The organism is Proteiniclasticum sediminis (assembly GCF_018128025.1).
Lineage (GTDB): Bacteria > Bacillota > Clostridia > Clostridiales > Clostridiaceae > Proteiniclasticum > Proteiniclasticum sediminis.
The window spans coordinates 59,194-78,217 of record NZ_JAGSCS010000005.1; the positions used below are offsets into that span (position 1 = coordinate 59,194).

General features: G+C 53.5%; 18 protein-coding genes and 1 pseudogene. 13 read left to right on the forward strand and 6 right to left on the reverse strand.

Annotated elements, in window-relative coordinates:
* The first annotated feature begins 11 nt into the window (after positions 1-11).
* The 7 genes from KCG48_RS05535 to yihA all read left to right on the forward strand — a co-directional run bounded on the left by KCG48_RS05535 (position 12) and on the right by yihA (position 8,351).
* Positions 12-806: a hypothetical protein gene (locus KCG48_RS05535; protein WP_211800427.1), complete on the forward strand. Its 795-nt coding sequence runs from the start codon at positions 12-14 to the stop codon at positions 804-806.
* 97 nt (positions 807-903) lie between these two features.
* On the forward strand, positions 904-1,689 hold the full coding sequence (locus KCG48_RS05540; protein ID WP_211800428.1) for a sugar phosphate isomerase/epimerase family protein: 786 nt from the start codon (positions 904-906) through the stop codon (positions 1,687-1,689).
* A gap of 82 nt (positions 1,690-1,771) precedes the next feature.
* A complete protein-coding gene (gene tig / locus KCG48_RS05545) occupies positions 1,772-3,121 on the forward strand; it encodes a trigger factor (protein WP_211800429.1) in 1,350 nt (449 codons plus the stop codon).
* A 245-nt stretch (positions 3,122-3,366) separates the two neighbouring features.
* Positions 3,367-3,948 carry an ATP-dependent Clp endopeptidase proteolytic subunit ClpP gene (gene clpP, locus KCG48_RS05550; RefSeq protein WP_211800430.1) on the forward strand — a complete coding sequence of 194 codons (582 nt, stop codon included), beginning with the start codon at positions 3,367-3,369 and terminating at the stop codon, positions 3,946-3,948.
* 171 nt (positions 3,949-4,119) lie between these two features.
* Complete coding sequence (gene clpX, locus KCG48_RS05555; RefSeq protein ID WP_211800431.1) at positions 4,120-5,376, forward strand: ATP-dependent Clp protease ATP-binding subunit ClpX; 1,257 nt, start codon at positions 4,120-4,122, stop codon at positions 5,374-5,376.
* Positions 5,377-5,430: 54 nt separating this feature from the next.
* Entirely contained in the window at positions 5,431-7,755 is a 2,325-nt protein-coding gene (gene lon, locus KCG48_RS05560; protein ID WP_211800432.1) for an endopeptidase La, read from the forward strand.
* The gene (yihA, locus tag KCG48_RS05565; RefSeq protein WP_211800553.1) at positions 7,755-8,351 is read left to right on the forward strand and encodes a ribosome biogenesis GTP-binding protein YihA/YsxC; all 597 of its coding nucleotides are present in this window, start codon (positions 7,755-7,757) and stop codon (positions 8,349-8,351) included. The genes lon and yihA overlap by 1 nt, the downstream gene beginning before the upstream one ends.
* A gap of 178 nt (positions 8,352-8,529) precedes the next feature.
* Here yihA and KCG48_RS05570 read toward each other — a convergent pair whose 3' ends face one another.
* Both KCG48_RS05570 and KCG48_RS05575 read right to left on the reverse strand, forming a co-directional pair.
* The gene (locus tag KCG48_RS05570; protein WP_211800433.1) at positions 8,530-8,949 is read right to left on the reverse strand and encodes a transcriptional regulator PerR; all 420 of its coding nucleotides are present in this window, start codon (positions 8,947-8,949) and stop codon (positions 8,530-8,532) included.
* 113 nt (positions 8,950-9,062) lie between these two features.
* Positions 9,063-10,301 (reverse strand): MFS transporter, encoded by a 1,239-nt coding sequence (locus KCG48_RS05575; protein ID WP_211800435.1) that lies wholly within the window; start codon positions 10,299-10,301, stop codon positions 9,063-9,065.
* Positions 10,302-10,502: 201 nt separating this feature from the next.
* On the opposite strand from KCG48_RS05575, the gene KCG48_RS05580 reads away from it, so the two are divergent.
* From KCG48_RS05580 to KCG48_RS05600, 5 genes are read left to right on the forward strand one after another with little or no spacing between them, the layout of a single operon-like run.
* Positions 10,503-11,132 carry a TetR/AcrR family transcriptional regulator gene (locus KCG48_RS05580; RefSeq protein ID WP_211800437.1) on the forward strand — a complete coding sequence of 210 codons (630 nt, stop codon included), beginning with the start codon at positions 10,503-10,505 and terminating at the stop codon, positions 11,130-11,132.
* Positions 11,129-11,983, forward strand: coding sequence for an ABC transporter ATP-binding protein (locus KCG48_RS05585; RefSeq protein WP_211800439.1), 855 nt, complete (start codon positions 11,129-11,131; stop codon positions 11,981-11,983). The genes KCG48_RS05580 and KCG48_RS05585 overlap by 4 nt, the downstream gene beginning before the upstream one ends.
* Positions 11,984-13,018, forward strand: a complete 1,035-nt coding sequence (locus KCG48_RS05590) for an ABC transporter permease (protein ID WP_211800441.1) — start codon at positions 11,984-11,986, stop codon at positions 13,016-13,018.
* Between the two features lie 14 nt (positions 13,019-13,032).
* Complete coding sequence (locus tag KCG48_RS05595; protein ID WP_211800443.1) at positions 13,033-14,031, forward strand: ABC transporter permease; 999 nt, start codon at positions 13,033-13,035, stop codon at positions 14,029-14,031.
* A gap of 13 nt (positions 14,032-14,044) precedes the next feature.
* A complete protein-coding gene (locus KCG48_RS05600) occupies positions 14,045-14,251 on the forward strand; it encodes a hypothetical protein (RefSeq protein ID WP_211800445.1) in 207 nt (68 codons plus the stop codon).
* 53 nt (positions 14,252-14,304) lie between these two features.
* On the opposite strand, the gene KCG48_RS05605 is transcribed toward KCG48_RS05600, so the two are convergent.
* From KCG48_RS05605 to KCG48_RS15075, 3 genes and pseudogenes are all read right to left on the reverse strand, one after another.
* Complete coding sequence (locus KCG48_RS05605) at positions 14,305-14,793, reverse strand: QueT transporter family protein (RefSeq protein ID WP_211800447.1); 489 nt, start codon at positions 14,791-14,793, stop codon at positions 14,305-14,307.
* Positions 14,794-15,053: 260 nt separating this feature from the next.
* Positions 15,054-15,581 carry a fasciclin domain-containing protein gene (locus KCG48_RS15070; RefSeq protein WP_408004701.1) on the reverse strand — a complete coding sequence of 176 codons (528 nt, stop codon included), beginning with the start codon at positions 15,579-15,581 and terminating at the stop codon, positions 15,054-15,056.
* 57 nt (positions 15,582-15,638) lie between these two features.
* A pseudogene (locus KCG48_RS15075) lies at positions 15,639-16,106 on the reverse strand (fasciclin domain-containing protein); the annotation flags it as partial.
* A 347-nt stretch (positions 16,107-16,453) separates the two neighbouring features.
* Here KCG48_RS15075 and srtB point away from each other — a divergent pair.
* Complete coding sequence (srtB, locus tag KCG48_RS05615; RefSeq protein ID WP_211800452.1) at positions 16,454-17,314, forward strand: class B sortase; 861 nt, start codon at positions 16,454-16,456, stop codon at positions 17,312-17,314.
* 76 nt (positions 17,315-17,390) lie between these two features.
* On the opposite strand, the gene KCG48_RS05620 is transcribed toward srtB, so the two are convergent.
* A complete protein-coding gene (locus KCG48_RS05620; RefSeq protein ID WP_211800454.1) occupies positions 17,391-18,872 on the reverse strand; it encodes a nicotinate phosphoribosyltransferase in 1,482 nt (493 codons plus the stop codon).
* Positions 18,873-19,024 lie beyond the last annotated feature (152 nt).

Sequence of the window (19,024 nt, forward strand, 5' to 3'; positions counted from 1 at the left end):
GGAGACAGTCCATGAGAAGATCATCCCAGACCAGTATTTTCAGCAGTCAGTACCAAAAGAAGCAGCGCCGCAAAAGCTTTTTCAAGAAGCTTGCGGTGTTCCTTCTGCTTGCCGTCGCTTTGGTGATCATCTTCCGCAAGCCCATCCTGGCCAAGGTGGAAAAGGTCCGTCAGGACATTCTCCAGGAGGAGAAGCAGAAGGAAGAGCTCCTGGAGAATCTGCCGCCCACGCCGGTGGAAACTCCGGAAACGGCAGAAACCCCCGGGGAACCGGTGGTGGAGGAAAAAACCGTCACGCTGACGCTTCCCGGGGATGTGAGGCTGGCCCTTTCCCTGGAAGGCGAAGGAGAAGACCTGCATTTTGCTCCGTTGACGGAGCTTGTGGGTTATCAGGCGGATCTCTCTCCCTCGGGAAAACTCCTGGTCCTCCAGAAGGACGATGTCCAGGAGCTCTATGTGGCGGATCCCGCGGGCACGGTGACGGAAATCACCTACCGGATCTACAAAAGCTCCCGGGGCTACACCGAAACCAAAGAGAGCATCCTGGGGCGGCTTCCGGGCTTCGTCTGGAGCACCCAGCCACGATTTCTCGATGAGGACACCGTGGTGTACCTGTCCCAGCTGCCCTGGTTTGACAACCGGCGCTTCCTCTATGTGGTGGAGCTGAACCCGTTATCCCACAAGAGCTTCCAGAGCGTCAAAGGGGTGAATGTGACCCTGAAAGGGCGGACGGAAAAGGGCCTGGAATATGAGGCCGACGGGAAGACCCGCTACCTCACCCCTGACATGAAGATCATATCGCCCTAAGGCGAGAACCGGCGGTTAAAGAATTCATTGACCGTCGGTTTTTGGACGAAGGGTTCTTCGGTGGGGAGAACGAATGGCAAGGAAGGATGGTGCGTACATGGATATTGGAATCTCCACGGCAATATTTTATCCCGATGTGCTGACGGAAAATGCGGTGGAGCTCCTGGCGGCCCAAGGGTTCCGCACGGGGGAGGTATTTGCCAACAGCTTTTTCGAGTTTACCCCGGAATACGCCCTGGAGCTCCGGGAACGGGCGGACCGGGTGAATTTTCGCATCACCTCGGTTCATACGGTGAGCTCGGCCTTTGAGCCGTATCTCTTTGATGCCTACCCCAGGCGGCGGGAAGATTTCTTCCGAATCTACCAGAGCTTCGTGCGGTTTGCCGAAATTCTGGGGGCCAAGGCCTACACCTTCCATGGGCTGGTGAAACGGCCCCATCGGAACATGAGCTTCCAGGATGTGGTCTATATCTACGACCGGATGATCTACGAAGGTCTGGAGCATGGGGTGGCCCTGGCCCAGGAAAACGTGTCCTGGTGCCTATCGGGGGATCTGGAGTACCTGAAGCGCTTAAAAGATGCCGTGAAGGAGCCCCTGAAGTTCACCCTGGACATTAAACAGGCCGTGAAGGCGGGGAAACGGCCAGAGGAGTATCTTGAGCTTTATGGGAAGGATCTGGTGAATCTCCATCTCAACGACCATGACGCATCGGCCCCCTGCCTCCTTCCGGGAAAGGGCACCTATGACTTCCGGGGGCTCCGGGAAAAGCTCGCCGCTGTGGGCTATGAGGGCCCCGGGATCATCGAAGTGTACAAGGAAAACTACACCGCTTTGGAGGATCTGGCCGCCAGCCGGGTCTACCTGGAAAGAATCCTGGGATAAAGATTGAAATGACAAGTCGTATCATATATAATATTATAAGTTTGAAATGAACCCCTTGGGGTCTGAGGAGGAAACGAATTAAATGAATGTAACATTCGAGAAATTGGATTCGAAAAAAGTGAAACTGGAAGTGACTGTGGAGGCTGCTAAGCTCAGCGAGGCGATCCTGAAATCATACAAGAAAAATGTCAAGAACCTGAACGTCCAGGGATTCCGCAAGGGCAAGGCACCTTTGGCCATGATCAAGCGCTTCTACGGCGTGGAAGTTCTTTTTGACGATGCCAGCGATTTTATCCTGAGCGATACTTACGGCAAGGCTGTAGAAGAAACCGGCATCAAGCCTGTGGACTATCCCAAGGTCGACATCGTACAGATGGAAGAAGGCAAGGACTTCATTTACACTGCTGAGGTGGAAGTGTATCCGGAGTTCGACCTGCCCGAATACAAGGGCCTGGAAGTGGAAAAGCCCGTGTATGTGGTCACCGACCATGACATCGACCATGAGCTGAGCCACCTGGTGGAGAAGAACGGCCGCATTGAATCCAAGCCAGAAGGCGCGGAAGTGGCCAAGGGTGACGTCACCGTCATCAACTTCAACGGAAAAGTAGACGGCGTAGAATTTGAAGGCGGAAAGGGCGAGAACTTCGAGCTGGAGATCGGTTCCGGCATGTTCATCGGCAACTTCGAGGATCAGCTCATCGGCATGAAGGCCGGTGAAGCGAAAACCATCGAAGTAACCTTCCCCGAAGATTACGCCGCAGAAGAAGTAAAGGGCAAGGATGCCACCTTCGACGTGGAGATCCTGGACATCAAGACCAAGGAGTTCCCTGCACTGGACGATGAGTTCGCCTCCGAGGTGTCCGAGTTTGACACCCTGGACGAGCTGAAGGCCAGCATCCGGGAAGGGCTGGAGTCCGACGCCAATGAGCGTTCCAAGACCGATCTGAACAATAACCTCATCAAGGCCCTGGCTGACAAGACGGAAGTCGAAATTCCCCAGGCCATGATTGAGTCCGGCATTGACCGCATGATCCGTGACTTTGAGCAGAGACTGAACGCCCAGGGCATCAAGATGGAGATGTATCTCCAGATGACCGGCCAGGATGCCAACACCATCCGCGGCATGTTCCAGGAAAATGCCAAGACCATGGTGAAGAATGACCTGATCATCGACGCCCTGGTGGAGAAGGAAGGCATTACCGCTTCTGAAGAGGAACTGGAAGCCAAGGCTGATGAAATCGTGAAAATGTACGGCGATCAGAAGGGGGAACTGAAGGAGATGCTCCTGAAGTCCAACAAGAAGGAACTGGAGATGGAAGTGACCACCGCCAAGCTCTTCGCCCTGCTCACCGAAAATGCTGTAGTTACCGAGAAGGAAGTGGTCGTGGAGCACAACCACGCACACCACACCCACGAAGAGAGCGCAGAGTAAAACCCTTCGCGAAAGCGACAAGAAGATGGAGAATCTCAACTGAAGGATGTTGCCATATTGCCAGGGATGATTTCTCTGGCAATACTTGTCTAGAGGGGGAAGAAGTTCCTCTTGCATCCCGCAGAAATTAAGGATACAATTTAATTGTTTAAAATTGATGTCGACGACTTTAAGTGCAATTTAATGATTATCCGCTATACTATAAGGTACATCGATTCGAAAATGATTTAATGGAGGTTTTTCAAATGAGTTTAGTTCCAATTGTGGTAGAACAGACCAACCGAGGAGAACGATCCTACGATATTTTTTCCAGACTGCTGAAGGACAGAATCATCATGCTCTCCGGCGAGATCAATGATGTCACCGCCAATCTGGTGGTGGCTCAGCTACTCTTCCTGGAAAGCGAGGATCCCGATAAGGATATCTATATTTACATCAACAGCCCCGGAGGTTCCATCACGTCCGGCATGGCAATTTTTGATACCATGAACTACATCAAGCCTGATGTGGCCACCATCTGTGTCGGCATGGCCGCTTCCATGGGCGCGTTCCTCTTGACCGCTGGTGCCAAGGGCAAGCGTTTTGCCCTGCCCAATAGCGAAATCATGATTCATCAGCCTCTGGGCGGCTATCAGGGCCAGGCCACGGACATTGAGATTCATGCCCGCCGAATTCTCCAGATCAAGGAGAAGATGAACACCATCATGGCGGAGAGAACCGGACAGCCCCTGGATGTGATTAAAAAAGACGTGGAACGGGATAATTTCATGAACGTGGAGCAGGCCATTGCTTACGGCCTCATTGACAGTGTTCTGGAAAAACACTAATTCAGCCCTCCATGGAGCTTTTGACGTCGTAATGGTAGAATAGGGTTAGGACAATCCAAATTTAGACGCCCATGGAGTTCATTGGAAACGAGGACATGGAAGTGGGAAATTTCCGTCAGCAATGCGGAAACCGGGAAGATCCCGGTCGTTCAAGTAAAAGAGGTGAGAGAAATGGCAAAATTTGAAGAGAAGAACCTACTGAAATGCTCGTTTTGCGGGAAAAGCCAGGATCAGGTAAAACGGCTCATCGCCGGACCCGGAGTCTATATTTGCGATGAGTGTATTGAACTGTGTTCCGAAATCGTCGCAGAGGAACTGACCGAGCGTCATGACAAGGACTTCACGAAACTGCCGAAGCCCCAGGAAATCAAGGCCCATCTGGACCAGTATGTCATTGGTCAGGACAGTGCCAAGAAGTCTCTGGCGGTGGCGGTATACAACCACTACAAGCGCATTAACTATCCCAAGAAGAGCGATGTGGAGCTGCAGAAATCCAACATTCTTCTTCTGGGACCCACCGGATCCGGAAAAACCCTGCTGGCCCAGACGCTGGCCCGTTTCCTGGAGGTTCCCTTTGCCATCGCCGATGCCACTACGCTGACGGAAGCTGGCTATGTGGGTGAGGATGTGGAGAATATTCTCCTGAAGCTCATCCAGAATGCGGATTACGATGTGGAGAAGGCGGAGCGGGGCATTGTGTACATCGACGAAATCGACAAGATCGCACGCAAGTCGGAGAATCCCTCCATCACCCGCGATGTGTCGGGCGAAGGCGTGCAGCAGGCACTCTTGAAAATCCTGGAAGGCACCATCGCTTCTGTTCCTCCCCAGGGCGGACGCAAGCATCCCCACCAGGAGCTCCTCCAGATCAACACCACGAACATTCTGTTCATTGTGGGCGGTGCCTTTGACGGCATCGAAAAGATCATTGAGAAGCGCACACAGAAGTCCTCCATCGGTTTTGGCGCGGATATTCCCTCCAAGCACGAGAAAAATGTGGGACAGCTGCTGGAAAGCATTCTTCCCGGCGATCTTCTGAAATTCGGGCTTATCCCGGAGTTTGTCGGCCGTGTGCCCATTGTGGTCACCCTGAACAGCCTGGACAAGGCTGCCCTGGTGGACATCCTGAGCAAGCCCAAGAATTCTCTGGTGAAGCAGTACACCAAGCTCTTCGAAATGGACAACGTCAAGCTGGAGTTCTCTGAGGATTCCCTCCTGGCCATTGCCGAAGAAGCCATCAAGCGGAACACCGGAGCCCGCGGACTTCGCTCCATCCTGGAGGATGTCATGAAGGAAGTCATGTTCGATGTGCCTTCCGATGAAACCATCGAGAAGGTGCGCATCACTGGCGAGACCATTGCCACCAAGGCACCGGAGATTTCCTACCGTAAAGCGCTGAAAGACGCCATCGACGAAGAAACGGCATAACAAATACCATGGACAGACCGCAAGGTTTGTCCATTTTAAAAGAGAGGTAATCCCATGGCAAGAAAGCGTAAAACATTGCCCATGATCCCCTTGCGGGGAATCACGATCTTCCCGTACATGGTTCTCCACTTTGATGTGGGGCGGGATAAGTCCATCGCATCTTTGGATGAGGCGATGTTGAAGAACCAGGAAATTTTCCTTGTCCCCCAGAAGGACAGCAAAATTGAAAACCCCACCCGGGAGGATTTACTGGATATCGGAACCCTGTGCGTCATCCGGCAGCTGCTGAAGCTTCCGGGGAACACCGTGCGGGTTCTGGTGGAAGGCATTGCCCGGGGAAAGCTCACCTCGCTGAAAGAGGAAGAAAGCTTCCGCGCCGTGGTGGAGATCCTCGAGGATGAGGAGACCACCGTGGCCAATGTGGAAGAGGAAGCCCTCGTCCGCTCGGTGAAAGAGTCCCTGCAGTCTTACGTCCGCCATACGGGATACATGCCCCAGGAAGCCCTGGTTTCCCTGGAAGACATCCATGAGCCTGGACGATTCGCCGATACGGTGGCGTCCTATCTCATGCTGAAGCCCGAGGACAAGCAGGTCCTGTTGGAGAGCCTCAATATCATGGACCGTCTGGAGAAGCTCCTGGTCATCATCAACAAGGAACTGGAAATCGCCAAGATCGAGAAGCGCATCGGCACCAAGGTGAAGAGCAACATCGACAAGGTGCAGAAAGAGTACTACCTCCGGGAGCAGCTGAAGGCCATCCAGGAGGAACTGGGCGAGTACGATGAGGACGCCAAGGAGTTCTTCGCCTACAAGGAGAAGATCACCAAGGCCAAGATGCCCAAGGAAGCCAAGGAGAAGGCCCTCTATGAGCTGGATCGGCTCCGAAACAGCGGCAGCTACAGCGCCGAGGGCGGTATCATCCGCACCTACTTGGACTGGCTCATCGATCTGCCCTGGAGCAAGGAAACCAAGGACAATCTGGATATTATCAAAGCCCGGGAAATCCTGGAAGCGGATCATTACGGGCTGAAGGATGTGAAGGACCGCATCATTGAGTATTTAGCGGTGAAAAACACCTCCAAGACCATGAAAGGCCCCATCATCTGTCTCGTGGGCCCCCCTGGCGTGGGGAAGACCTCCATCGCTAAGTCCGTGGCCCGGGCCGTGAACCGCAACTTCGTCCGCATGTCCCTGGGTGGCGTGCGGGATGAAGCGGAAATCCGCGGACACCGCAGAACCTATGTGGGCAGTATCCCCGGACGCATCGTCTACGGCATGCGCCAGGCCAAGAGCAAGAATCCTCTGTTCCTCCTGGACGAAATCGACAAGATGGCCAATGACTTTCGAGGAGATCCGGCGGATGCCCTCCTGGAAGTGCTGGATGCGGAGCAGAATTCCACCTTCCGCGACCATTACCTGGAAGTGGAGCTGGACCTGTCCAAGGTCATGTTCATCACCACGGCGAACACCCTTGACACCGTGCCCCGTCCGCTCTTGGACCGCATGGAGGTCATTGAGATCAACGGATACACCTATGAGGAGAAGATGAACATCGCCAAGCGTCATCTAATTCCCAAGGTGCTGAAGGAGCACAGCGTGGCCCCCGATGCCATCCGATTCTCGGACAATGCCATCAAGTTCCTCATCGAGGGCTATACGGTGGAATCCGGCGTTCGTAATCTGGAGCGCAGCATTGCCAGCCTCACCCGCAAATCCATCGCCTATATGCTGGAAAAGAAAAAGACCAGCGTGGCGCTGACCCCCCAGATGATCCAGAAGTTTTTGGGTCACCCCAAGTTCATGTACGAGAAAGCGGAGAAGGAAGACCGCATTGGCGTGGTCACCGGCCTGGCCTGGACCATGTTCGGCGGAGATATCCTCCCCATCGAAGTCACCGTCATGGACGGCACCGGGAAGCTGGAACTCACCGGACAGCTGGGCGATGTGATGAAGGAATCGGCCAAGGCCGCTTACTCCTACGTCCGGGCCCACAGTGCAGAGCTGGGCATCACCTCCCTCTTCTATAAGGACAAGGACATCCATATCCATGTGCCAGAGGGTGCAGTGCCCAAGGATGGCCCTTCGGCAGGCGTTACCATGGCCACGGCCCTGACTTCCGCCCTCACGGGGAAGAAGGCCCGGCATAATGTGGCCATGACGGGAGAGATCACCCTCACGGGACGCGTGCTCCCCATCGGCGGGCTCAAGGAAAAATCCCTGGCTGCTGCCCGGGCAGGCATCAACACCATCATCATTCCGGAAAAGAACCGGTTTGATCTGGAGAAGCTGCCTCCTTCTATTCTTAGCAAGCTCACCTTCATTCCCGTGAAGGAAATCAATGAGGTGCTGGAAAAAGCCCTGGTGGAGGTGGAATCGTGATCCGGATCAAACAGGCGGAATTTGTCACCTCTGCGGTGAAGAAACACCAGTACCCGGAGCTGGGACTGCCGGAAGTGGCCTTCGTGGGCCGCTCCAACGTGGGCAAGTCCAGCATCATCAACGCCATCACCAATCGCCGAAAGCTGGCCAAGGTGTCCAACACCCCCGGCCGAACCCGGCTGGTGAACTTCTTCAACATCAATGGCGGAGCCATGCTGGTGGATCTTCCGGGATACGGCTATGCCAAGATCTCCAAGACCGAGCAGGCAGCCTGGGGAAAGATCATCGAGGACTATATTCTCCAGAGTCCTTTCCTCAAGCGGTTCGTTCTGCTGGTGGATGCCCGTCATAAGCCCACGGCCGATGATGTGGCCATGCTGGACTATTTCCGGTACTACCAGAAAGACGTCCTGGTGGTGGGCACAAAGCTGGACAAGCTGAAGCGCAATGACATCCGGAAAAACGAAAAGATCATCCGGGAAACCCTGGGCCTGGCCCCGGAGGAAAAGGTGATCTTCTACAGCGCCATGACCAGGGAGAATCTCCAGCAGGTCATCGACACGGTTTTTGCGGGAATTTTACCCGAGGATGAATAAGATTTTAGCGTAGAACCATAATGACAGTATCTCCATTCCATTACATTCCCAAGCCCCGGAAGCCAGTCTTCCGGGGTTCTTTTTTCGTGCGATGAACCGGAGCATGGTTATGCTCCGGTTTTGTGCATGAAAAAAGCATTACCCGATGGCAATGCTTAAAGTAGTTCAATTCGCCTGATCAGGCCTCTTTAGCCTGGCAGCTGCGGCAGACGCCGTAGAAGTACAGCTTGTTTCGCTGAATGGTGTAGTCGGTGTGCTTGTCAATCTCCTGATTGATGAGGGTCATAGGTACACCGAGGATATCCTCCACACGGCTGCAGATGGTGCACTGGATATGGGGGTGTTCCTCCACCAGGGCATCATAGCGGAAGTTGCCTTCGCCCAGATTCAGTTCCTGAACCAAGTGGGCATCACAGAGGACTTTCAAAGATTTGTAGACGGTGGCCAGACTCATGGAGGGGAACTCCTTGATGAGATCATGATATATGATTTCGGCGGAAGGGTGCTCTTTTGTACTCATAAGGTAATCGTAGACCGCGATTCGCTGAGGAGTGAGTTTAAGCCCCTTTTCCTTGAAAATTTTGGACAATCTATACATGGCACCCTCCTTAAGTAGGTTTCTATAAAAATGATAGCATAGGGAATTTGGTTGTTCAAATAAAATACAGTCCTTGAACCCTTAAATCCGGGAAAAGTACATAATCTTCACAATTAGCGCCGCCGTCCCTGGAGGTACCGGAGGCCAAAGGCTGCACTGCCCACAAAGCGAAGGATGCCCGTGAGGATGAGGGCGGCTTCGATGCCGTAGCGGGTGAGAACCGCATTTCCCACCAAGGGGGCCACAGCCAGGGTAATGCTGGTCAAGGTGGCGTGGATGGCCACACTGAGGGTTCGGTTGTTGTCGGGAACCACGTCCAGAAGATACCCCAGAATGGCAATGGTGGTGCCGGAGGTGAAGAAGCCGGTGAAGATCTGCATGAAGGTGAGTATGGGCAGGTTTTTGGAGAGGACATAGAGGATCGGGGTGGCCGCCATGCCGAAGGTGGCCAGGGTGGTGGCAAACCCATAGCCCATCTTCTTCACCATGCGGCTCCAAAGCCCAAAGGTGATGACCATGAAGAAGCTGGACACGGCATTGATGATGGTGAGCCAAAGCTCATTGGCCCCCAGGTTCCGAATCTGGTAGATGCTGTAGAGGGGCCAGCCCATCTGCCATCCGAAATGGAAGAGGAGCGAGCAGATGAGAAAATTACGGAAGGCCGGGGTCTTAAAAGGGGTAAGGAGACGCTCCGACAACGCTCCGGTGAGATCGGCTTTGGCCGAGGGGATATTTCGCGGCTCCATCTTGTACATATATTGGATTTCCTTGAGTCCAATGAGGAAACTCAGCACCAAGAATCCCTGATAGAGAAGGATCAGCGTGCCGTTGTCCGTGGACAGGGAAAGGATGAAGCCCACCAGGATGGACACGGAAATCTGGGAGATCTGGGAAAGCTGATTTCGGACGGATATGGCATCGCCTCGCTCCGAGGGGCTGAAGACGTCCCCCGTGTAGTCCTGGAGCGCTGTCACGGAGATGGACTCCGGAAAGTTCATCAGCCCGTAGATCATGACAAACACCAGGGGCTGCACGGATTTGGGAAGGAAAGGCACCGCAGCCAAGAGCAGCGGAAGGGAACGGGACAGATAGAAGAAAAGCCCCAGCATTTTCCGCTTGGACTTTCCCCGCTGAATGAGGAGGATCCCCGGAATGGTGGTGAAGATGGCCACAAAGCCCGGCAGGGCGTTGAAGAGACTGAAGTGGAGTTCAGTGCCTCCCACCCGGTCCAGGAACTTAATGGCATAGCTTCGGCTCAGGACGGAAACCATGGTGAATAAGATTCCGTTCATCGCGTAATATTTAATGTTTTTGCTGTTTCCGAACAGCAGACTCTCAAGCTTTCTTCGCATGGTGATCTCCTCGTCATGTCTTTATCTTTCTATTATAAGCGATTTTCTCCTTTTGCAACCCTCCAATGGGGGAAAAGTCCCTGCAGAGGGGAAGATGGGGGAAAAGTGGGATGAAAGTCCCCCCTTGACAAGCATCGGGAAAAGGAATATATTGTGACCAAGAAGTCATATGACCAGGTGGTCATAAAAGGAGGGGAGGAAATGCCCAAGGAAACCTTTTTCAATCTGCCGGAGGAGAAACGGGAGAAGATCATGGCGGAGGTGGTTCGGGAGTTTCGGGATTACCGTTATGACGAAGCCAGCATCAACCGCATCGTCCAGCGCAGCGGCATTGCCAAGGGGAGCTTCTACCAGTATTTCGAGAACAAGGAGGATGTGTATTTTTATCTGCTGGCCCTCATCGGGGAGAAGAAGATGGAGAATATCTCCCCCGCTTTGAAAAATCCCGGCAGTTTGGATTTTTTCAGTTTGCTGAAGGAAATCTATCGGGCAGGGATCGAGTTTGGGCTGAATCATCCCGATTATCTGGAGATCGGAAACAAGATGATGCGGGAGACATCCGGGACCATCTGGCCCAAAATTCTGGAGAAGTTTGGCCCCCAGGGACAGGATGCCTATCTGGGGATCCTGCAAAGGGCCCAGAATAATGGCGAGATCCGGAAGGATCTGGATCTTCGGCTTTTGGCGCGGATGATGATCAGTATGCAGATGACCCTCATGGAGCACTATTTTGAGAACCACGGGGATAAAGGATATTCCCTGGACATCCTGGAGGAACTGGACCAATTTTTCGTGATCCTGAAAACGGGGATCGCAGGAGGTAAGCCATGATAAACGTAGAGCATCTTAACTACTCCTACGCCCATAACAGCCAGTATGCATTAAAGGATGTGAGCTTCCACATCGAGAAGGGCGAAGTCTTCGGATTCTTAGGTCCTTCCGGTGCAGGGAAATCCACCACCCAGGGCATCCTCACGGGGCTTTTGCCCATCCAGGAAGGAGAGGGGACTGTGGCGGGTGTAGACCTTCGGCATATTTCCCGGGATATTTTCAATAAAATCGGGGTCTCCTTCGAACAGTCCAATGTCTATGGCAAACTGACGGCCCTGGAGAATCTGGAATTTTACCGGAAGCTCTTCGATGGACCCACCATGGAGCCTTTGGAGCTTTTAAAAATGGTGGGGCTGGATCAGGTGAAGAACAAACGGGCCAGCACCTTTTCCAAGGGAATGAAGCACCGGCTGACCTTTGCCCGGAGCATGCTGAACTATCCCGAAATCTGGTTTTTGGATGAACCCACCACGGGACTGGATCCCGGCATTGCCAGCACCATCAAGGACATCATCAAGCAGAAGAATCAGGAAGGGGCCACGGTGTTTCTCACCACCCACAACATGTTCATTGCCGATGAACTGTGCCATCGGGTGGGCTTCATTGTGGACGGTGTCCTGAAAGTGGTGGACAGTCCCCGAAACCTCAAGCTGAAGTACGGTCAGCCCATGGTGGAGGTGGAGTACGGGGATAACGGCCAGCTCCTCACCGCTTCGCTTTCTTTGGAGGAGGAGTCGGACAAGGAAAAGCTCACCGGGCTGATCCAGGGGGGAAAGATCCAGCGCATGCACACCAAGGAACCCACGTTGGAGGAGATCTTCATCCGGCTCACCGGAAGGGGGCTGGAGTAGATGAAACTCTGGATCACATTCCTTCGAGATCTGAAGGTGTCCTACCGGACATTCTATGTCTACATTGAGTTCGTCATGGCCCTTCTGGTGGTGGCGGTGCTTCTCTTTGTGGTTCCCGAGACCAGCAATGCAAAAATCCCTTTCTTTCTTCATCTGGGTCCAGGGGTTTCCCAGGAAATGGTCCTGGACTCCATGGGGAAGAATGAGGAGACCGAGATTGCCCTGGTGGATTCCCGGGAGGCCGTGATAGAGGCCCTGGAGAAGGACCGATCCGCCCAGGGGGCAGAGATTCTTCTAACGGGGCAAACCCTGGGATATGAGCTCATTCTCCAGGGCTATGAGGGGGATAAGGTCAAAAACATGCTCCAAAGCGCTTTGGAGGAGGGGCTGAAAACTGCCCTACCCGGCTATGAGGATGTGACGGTGGTGGAGGTTCTGGAACCCAACTCCGAAAGACTCCCGGGCCGAATCAGTTTTCTGCCCATGTATCTCCTCCTGAACTCCTCCTTCATGGGCCTCTTCATTGTGGCGGCTTATGTGTTTATGGACAAGGAGGAGGGCACCATCAAAGCCCTCACCGTGACGCCGGTCACGGTGAGGGACTATCTCCTGGCTAAGGTCCTGGTGATGCTGTTTACGGGGCTTCTGACGGGGCTCCTGGTTACGGTTCTGGTGGCGGGCGGAAAACCGCATTATGGCTATCTGCTTCTACTGCTCACCGTGACCAATCTCTTCGGGACGGCCCTGGGGCTCTACATCGCCAGCTTCTATGACTCCATCATTAAGTCCATGGGGGCCCTCTACATCGTCATCATGGTGCTGGCCTTCGCCGGAGTTTCCTACTATATGCCATCCTTCACGCCACTGATCATTCGGATCCTGCCGTCGTACCCCATGCTTTTCGCTTTCCGGGAAGCCTTCCTAAATGAGCCCCATGGGGCGTACATTCTGCAAACCAGTGGTTTCTTCTTCATCCTAAGCGTCGGGATCTTTTTCCTGGCGGCTCAGCGATACAAGAAGACCCTGACGATCTAAGGGGGGGATGACCGATGAAAAAAATCTGGGCAATTCTTCGGCGAGATCTTACGGCGGACCAGCGGGATGCCATGATCGTGTATATCCTGGTGATCCCCTTTGTCATCGCGCTGCTCTTAAACCTCCTCACCAGCTCCGTCACCAATGCCACCCTCCATGTGGCGGTGGAAGAGACGGTGGGCGCGGATATGATGAATACCTTGAAAAACTATGCCCAGGTGGAAACCGTTGCCACCCGGGAAGCCTTAAGGGAACGGATCAGCCGGCTGGATGATGTCTATGGCGTGGAAAAAACCGCTGAGGGGTATAAAATTCTTCGCCAGGGCAATGAGCAGCTGGACATGACAGAGCTCTTAAAGATTCTTCTCAATGCTCCGGCAAATGCCGAGCTCCCGTCCCCCCTCACGGTGAAAATCAGTGATGTGGGCTGGAAACTTTCCCCCATCAAGCAGTATGGCGGAAATCTCCTCTGTGTCTTCATCTCCGTCTTCGGGGCCATGGTGATCCTGATTAACCTGGTGGAGGAGAAGCAGGAGAACACCCTGGCGGCCATGAATGTGACGCCGGTGCGCCGATGGCAGTATGTGACGGGAAAAGCGATTCTCGGCTTTGTCCTGCCCATCCTCCATGGCCTGGGGATTCTGCTCATCCTGAATTACGGCAAGGTCAACTATCTCCAGGCGGCCCTGGTCATCTTCGCCATCGCCCTTACCAGCGTCACCGTGGGCTTTGCCATCGGGGTAGAGACGGACAATATCCTGGGAGCCATTTCCGGGATGAAGATGATGTTTGTCCCTATCCTGGGATCGGTCTTTGGCGCCATCTACCTTAAGGAAAGCCTCCAGGTGCTTCTTTACTGGTCGCCCTTTTACTGGGCCTTCAAGATCCTGGACAAGATCATCCTGCAAACGGCCACTTGGCCAGAGGTCTTCTCCGCTGTGGGAATTATTGTCGCACTGTCGGCAGCGGTGATGCTGCTGCTTTTGAAAAAAATCAGGCGCGGCCTGAATTAAAGGGGGAAGAAACATGAACGGTTGGGCACTTTTAGGAATAATTTTGATTCTCTATGCTGCGGTGCTGGTGTATTTTGCCGTGAAGAAACCCGAAGCCATTTGGAATATGGCGAAGATCAGGCTCTTTCGGAAGGTGCTGGGAGAACAGGGCACCGTGATCTTCTTCTACGTCTTTGCCGTCCTTTGCGCCGGCGTGGGCTTTTGGCTTCTTCTTCGCTAGCCTTTCTTTAAAAAATAAATGTCCGAAGCGCGAGCTTCGGACATTTTCTTCTCTTAGTTGAATCGGATTTTTTCCACCAGCCGGGGATCCTTAAGAATCCGCTGGAAGAGGACATAGCCCACCAGGGAAACCACTACAAATTCGCCCAGGAACACCTGGAAAATCGAGAGGAGCAGGGGGAGCTGAAGAAACTTGTAGAGCACAAAGCCAATGACGAGGCCATTGACGATGGCCGGCCAAAGAGTAGCCACAAAAAGATTCTTCGTCTTGATGATGAATAGACCGGTGAGCAGCGTGGCTGCTGTGCCGAAGACAATGTCCACCAGACCCAGGGGGCTGGCTAAGTTGGACAGCAACGTACCGACGACCAGGGCATAGATGTACCTATGATCCAGGAAGATGAGCAGGACCAGGATCTCGGAGATCCGGAACTGGATGTTGAGATAACTGAAGGGGAAAAGAACCGTAGTGACCACATATATGGCAGCGACGATGGCTGATTTGACCAGAAACTCCGTTTTGTTTAAGTTCTTAAAATCCATGTTTTTCCTCACTTTACGAATAAAATACCTCGGTAATTATAGCACAGTCCCTAGGACTTTGCACAGGTTCTGAAAAAAGTTGTTCACCGAGGAAATGGACGAAAGGAAGAGCAGTCAGGGAAACGGGATCCCCAGCCTAGGGGGAAAGGACGGAAAAAGGAGAGGACGAAGACGCCGCTCTCCCGAGGTGGGGGAGGATCTGGGTCTTCGTCCCTGGATCATGGAATATTCTTTAAGGGATTCAAAGGAGAGAGTATGGGCTATTTGCTGAGCTTTTTCTTCATCAGGCCTGCACCCGCCAGGGTCAGGAAACCGGCCAGGGCGAAGGGGAGAAGGCCTGCATCGCCGGTTTTGGGGATCACCGGATTGGGGGTGACGTCCTGGTAAACAAAGTTTGAAGGGACTAGCACCGTATCGATGACGTGGACCACGCCATTGCCGGCTTTCAGGTCTGCCGTGGTGACCGTGGAGGTGTTGATCTTCACGCCGCTGGTGAGATCAACCTTAATTTTCTCGCCATTCAATGTAGCAGCTTCCAGGCCGTTGGAGAGATCCGTGCTGAGAATGTTGCCGGGAACCACATGGTAGAGAAGAACTTTGGCCAGATCCGGCTGGAGGAGAAGCTCAGAGGCGGTAATATTCAGGTCCTTCAGAAGCTTTTCAAAAGCCGCGTTGGTGGGGGCAAAGACGGTGAAGGGGCCGGTGCCTTTCAGGGCATCCACCAGGTTGGCCTTTTGCAGCGCAGCCACCAGGATGCTGAAGTTGTCACTGGAGAGGGCAATGTCCACTACCGTGGCGGGGACTTCCGGGGCGGGTTCCAGTTTGAAGCTGGCCGGAACCAGAACGGTGTCGATGACATGGATGACGCCGTTGGTGGCAGCCACATCCGGGGTGACCACATTGGAAGTGTTGATCTTTACGCCATCGGTGAGGTCCACTTTAATGGTTTCGCCCTGGAGGGTAGCCGGGGTCATGCCGTTGGTCAGATCAGTGCTCATGACTTTTCCGGATACCACGTGATACAGGAGCACTTCTTTTAGCTGGGGATGATTAAGAAGTTCCTCGGCGGTGATGTCCAGCTGGGTGAGGAGCTTGGTGAAGGCTGCATCGGTGGGGGCAAAGACGGTGAAGGGACCTTCGCCTTGAAGGGCGCCCACCAGTTCCGCTTTTTGCAGCGCAGCCACGAGGGTGGTAAAGCTGCCGTTCTTGCTGGCCACATCGACGATGTCGCCGTCAGCGGCATAGACGAGGATTCCGGAGAAAAGGGTCAGGGATAGAAGAGCACTGGATATCAGTTTGAATAGTTTTTTCATTATGGGTTCCTCCTAGTTTTTTCATGGTCGAGACCAAAGGGTAACGGAAGTCGGGATCATGACTCTTTTGCAAAGGGGATTTCTCCTGGGGGAGAGGACAATTCCCATGGTTTCATTTCGTTTCGTGTTGTTTTTGTTTTCGTGACTTGATCATATGACATTTTGAAGTATTGAGCATCATTTTCAATTAGAATATTACAAAATGTGTTAAATCGATAATTTTCGTTTTCGCAACTCGAAACGTGATATATCCTTAAGACAGAAGAAAAGGACAGGACCCCTTGCGGTTCAAGAAAACCGAGAGTTCGGGCCTTGTCCTGAGGAACACTGATGAAGGAGTTGATCCCGTGAAGATCCCAAAATCCCTCCCCATGTGGGGGCTAAATATCCTCATGGCTCTGGGCGGACTGATCCTCCTGGCCACGGCGGCGGAAGCCTGGCAGCGGCAGCAGGCGGTGAAAGAGTATGAAGAACTGGCCAGGATCCGGCAGGAGGATTTGTGGTTTCTGCCGGAACCATCTCCTCCGGCAGAAACTCCGGAGGAGACGCCGGCTGGGGAAGCTGCTCCAGGTAAGGATGAGGAAGAGTTTTCCCTGCAGCCCAATCCCCAGGCCTCCTTCCTTGTGCGAAATCCGGATTTTGCCGGCTGGCTCACCGTCCCGGGAACCAACATCGACTATCCCTATGTGCGAAGCCGGGATAATGCGGAGTACCTGAACCTAAGCTTTGACCGGAAACCCTCTGCCCTGGGAACCATCTTCATGGATTACCGGAATCTGGGGGGCTTTACGGACCGCCATCTCATTCTCTATGGGCATAATTCGAAGAATGGCACCATGTTCCATGAACTGGTGAAGTTCCATGAGGAGGAGTTTCTGAAAGCCCACGGGGAGATCCAGATCTCGGATCTCTACACTCAGAAGACCTATCGCGTGATTTCCGTTTATGAGATCTCCGCCAATGACTATACCCTGCCCGTGGACTTTTCCGCTCCCCCGGTCTTTGCTGCATACCTGGCGGACCTCCTTCAGCGGTCCCTTCACCCGTTGGAGGGAAAGCTTCCGCCGGATGCGAAGCTTCTGACCCTGGTCACCTGCAGCTATGGGGTGAATAACGGCCGTACCATCGTCCATGCCGTGGAAGTGGGCTCCACCGTTACCCCCCATCCCCCCGGTCTTCCGGGGACAAAGGGGCAGGATCGTCCTTAACAGTTTATGAAGACAACAAAAAGCCGGACTTCAGGCTACGCCTAGAGTCCGGCTTTGACATGGGTTTATTTTACGTTTAGTACTTGTCCTTGGCATATTCCTGGGACTGCTCGATGAGGAGATTCTGCCGGGTATCCCAGAGTTTCTGGGACAGATCCACATAGAAATTGTGGGGATACTCCAGACGAAGAACTTCCGGCCAGAGCTGACTGATTTCCTTCTTGGCATAGTCTCGGATCTCCAGCACCGTGGGGCTGTTATACACGAGCTTTCCATTCTTGAAGATCTGCCTTTGGAGCTCCTTGACGTAGTACTCCGTGAAGGTTCTTCGCTTCCAGGTGTAGGTGGGATCAAAGATGGTCAGGGGCTGGGTGGTATCGAGAACCTCATCATGCTCGCAGATGAGGTCGGCCACGGCCAGATCGCTTTTTTTGGAGTAGATACGGTAGATTTTCTTGAAGTGGGGGGTGGTGATCTTCTCCTGATTTTCGGAGATCTTGATCTTGGGAATGACCACGCCTTCCTTTTCCACAGCCACCAGTTTGTAGACGCCGCCGAAGACGGGTTCGCTCTTGGCGGTGATGAGGCGTTCCCCCACACCGAAGATATCGATCTGAGCCCCCTGGGCCAGGACGTCCTTGATGATGTACTCATCCAGGGAGTTGGACACAATGATCTTCACATCCTCATATCCGGCTTCGTCCAGCATACGGCGGCTTTCCTTGGTCAAGTAGGCGATGTCGCCGGAATCGATGCGGATGGAGCGGGGACGGTGTCCATTGGGAACCACATATTCGTCAAAGACCCGGATGGCATTGGGAATTCCCGATTTCAGAACATTGAAGGTATCCACCAGGAGGGAGCAGTTGTCGGGATAGACTTCCGCCCATCGGCGAAATGCCTCATATTCCGAATCGAAGAGCTGCACCCAGCTGTGGGCCATGGTGCCCGTGGCGGGAACATTGAACATGATTTCCGCCAAGGTATTGGCAGAAGAGGTACAGCCGCCCACAATGGCAGCCCGGGAACCGTAGATGGCTCCATCATAGCCCTGAGCCCGGCGGGAACCGAATTCCAGCACGGCCCGGCCGTCAGCTGCCCGCACGATGCGGTTGGACTTCGTGGCGATGAGGGTCTGATGGTTCACGGTGAGCAGGATCATGGTCTCCACAAACTGGGCTTGGATGATGGGACCCCGGACCGTGACCAGAGGCTCATTGGGGAATACCGGGGTGCCTTCGGGCACCGCCCAGACGTCGCACTTGAACTCAAAATTCTCCAGGTAGTTCAGGAAGCCTTCGCTGAAGGTTTTCTTTCCCCGGAGGTAGGCAATATCCTCCTTGGTGAAGGTGAGGTTTTCCAGATACTCGATGAGCTGATCCACACCGGCCATGACGCAGAAGCCACCGCCGTCGGGAACCCGACGGAAGTACATGTCAAAGTAGGCGATGGTCTCCTCCACACCATTTTCCAGGTATCCGTTGCCCATGGTCAGCTCGTAGAAATCGGCCAGCATGGTGAGATTTCTTCCGTTGCGGACATCAATTACTCGTTCCATATAATCACCATTTCCTCTGTATTTTTCAAAAAGTTTCGGTTTAGTCCCATTATAGCAAAATTGAAAATGATTTTCAGGAAAATGTCAAAGGAATAGCTTCTTCCCCCGTGAGGAATAATGTAAATGGAGTTTTCTTTTCAATTGTCGCCCTT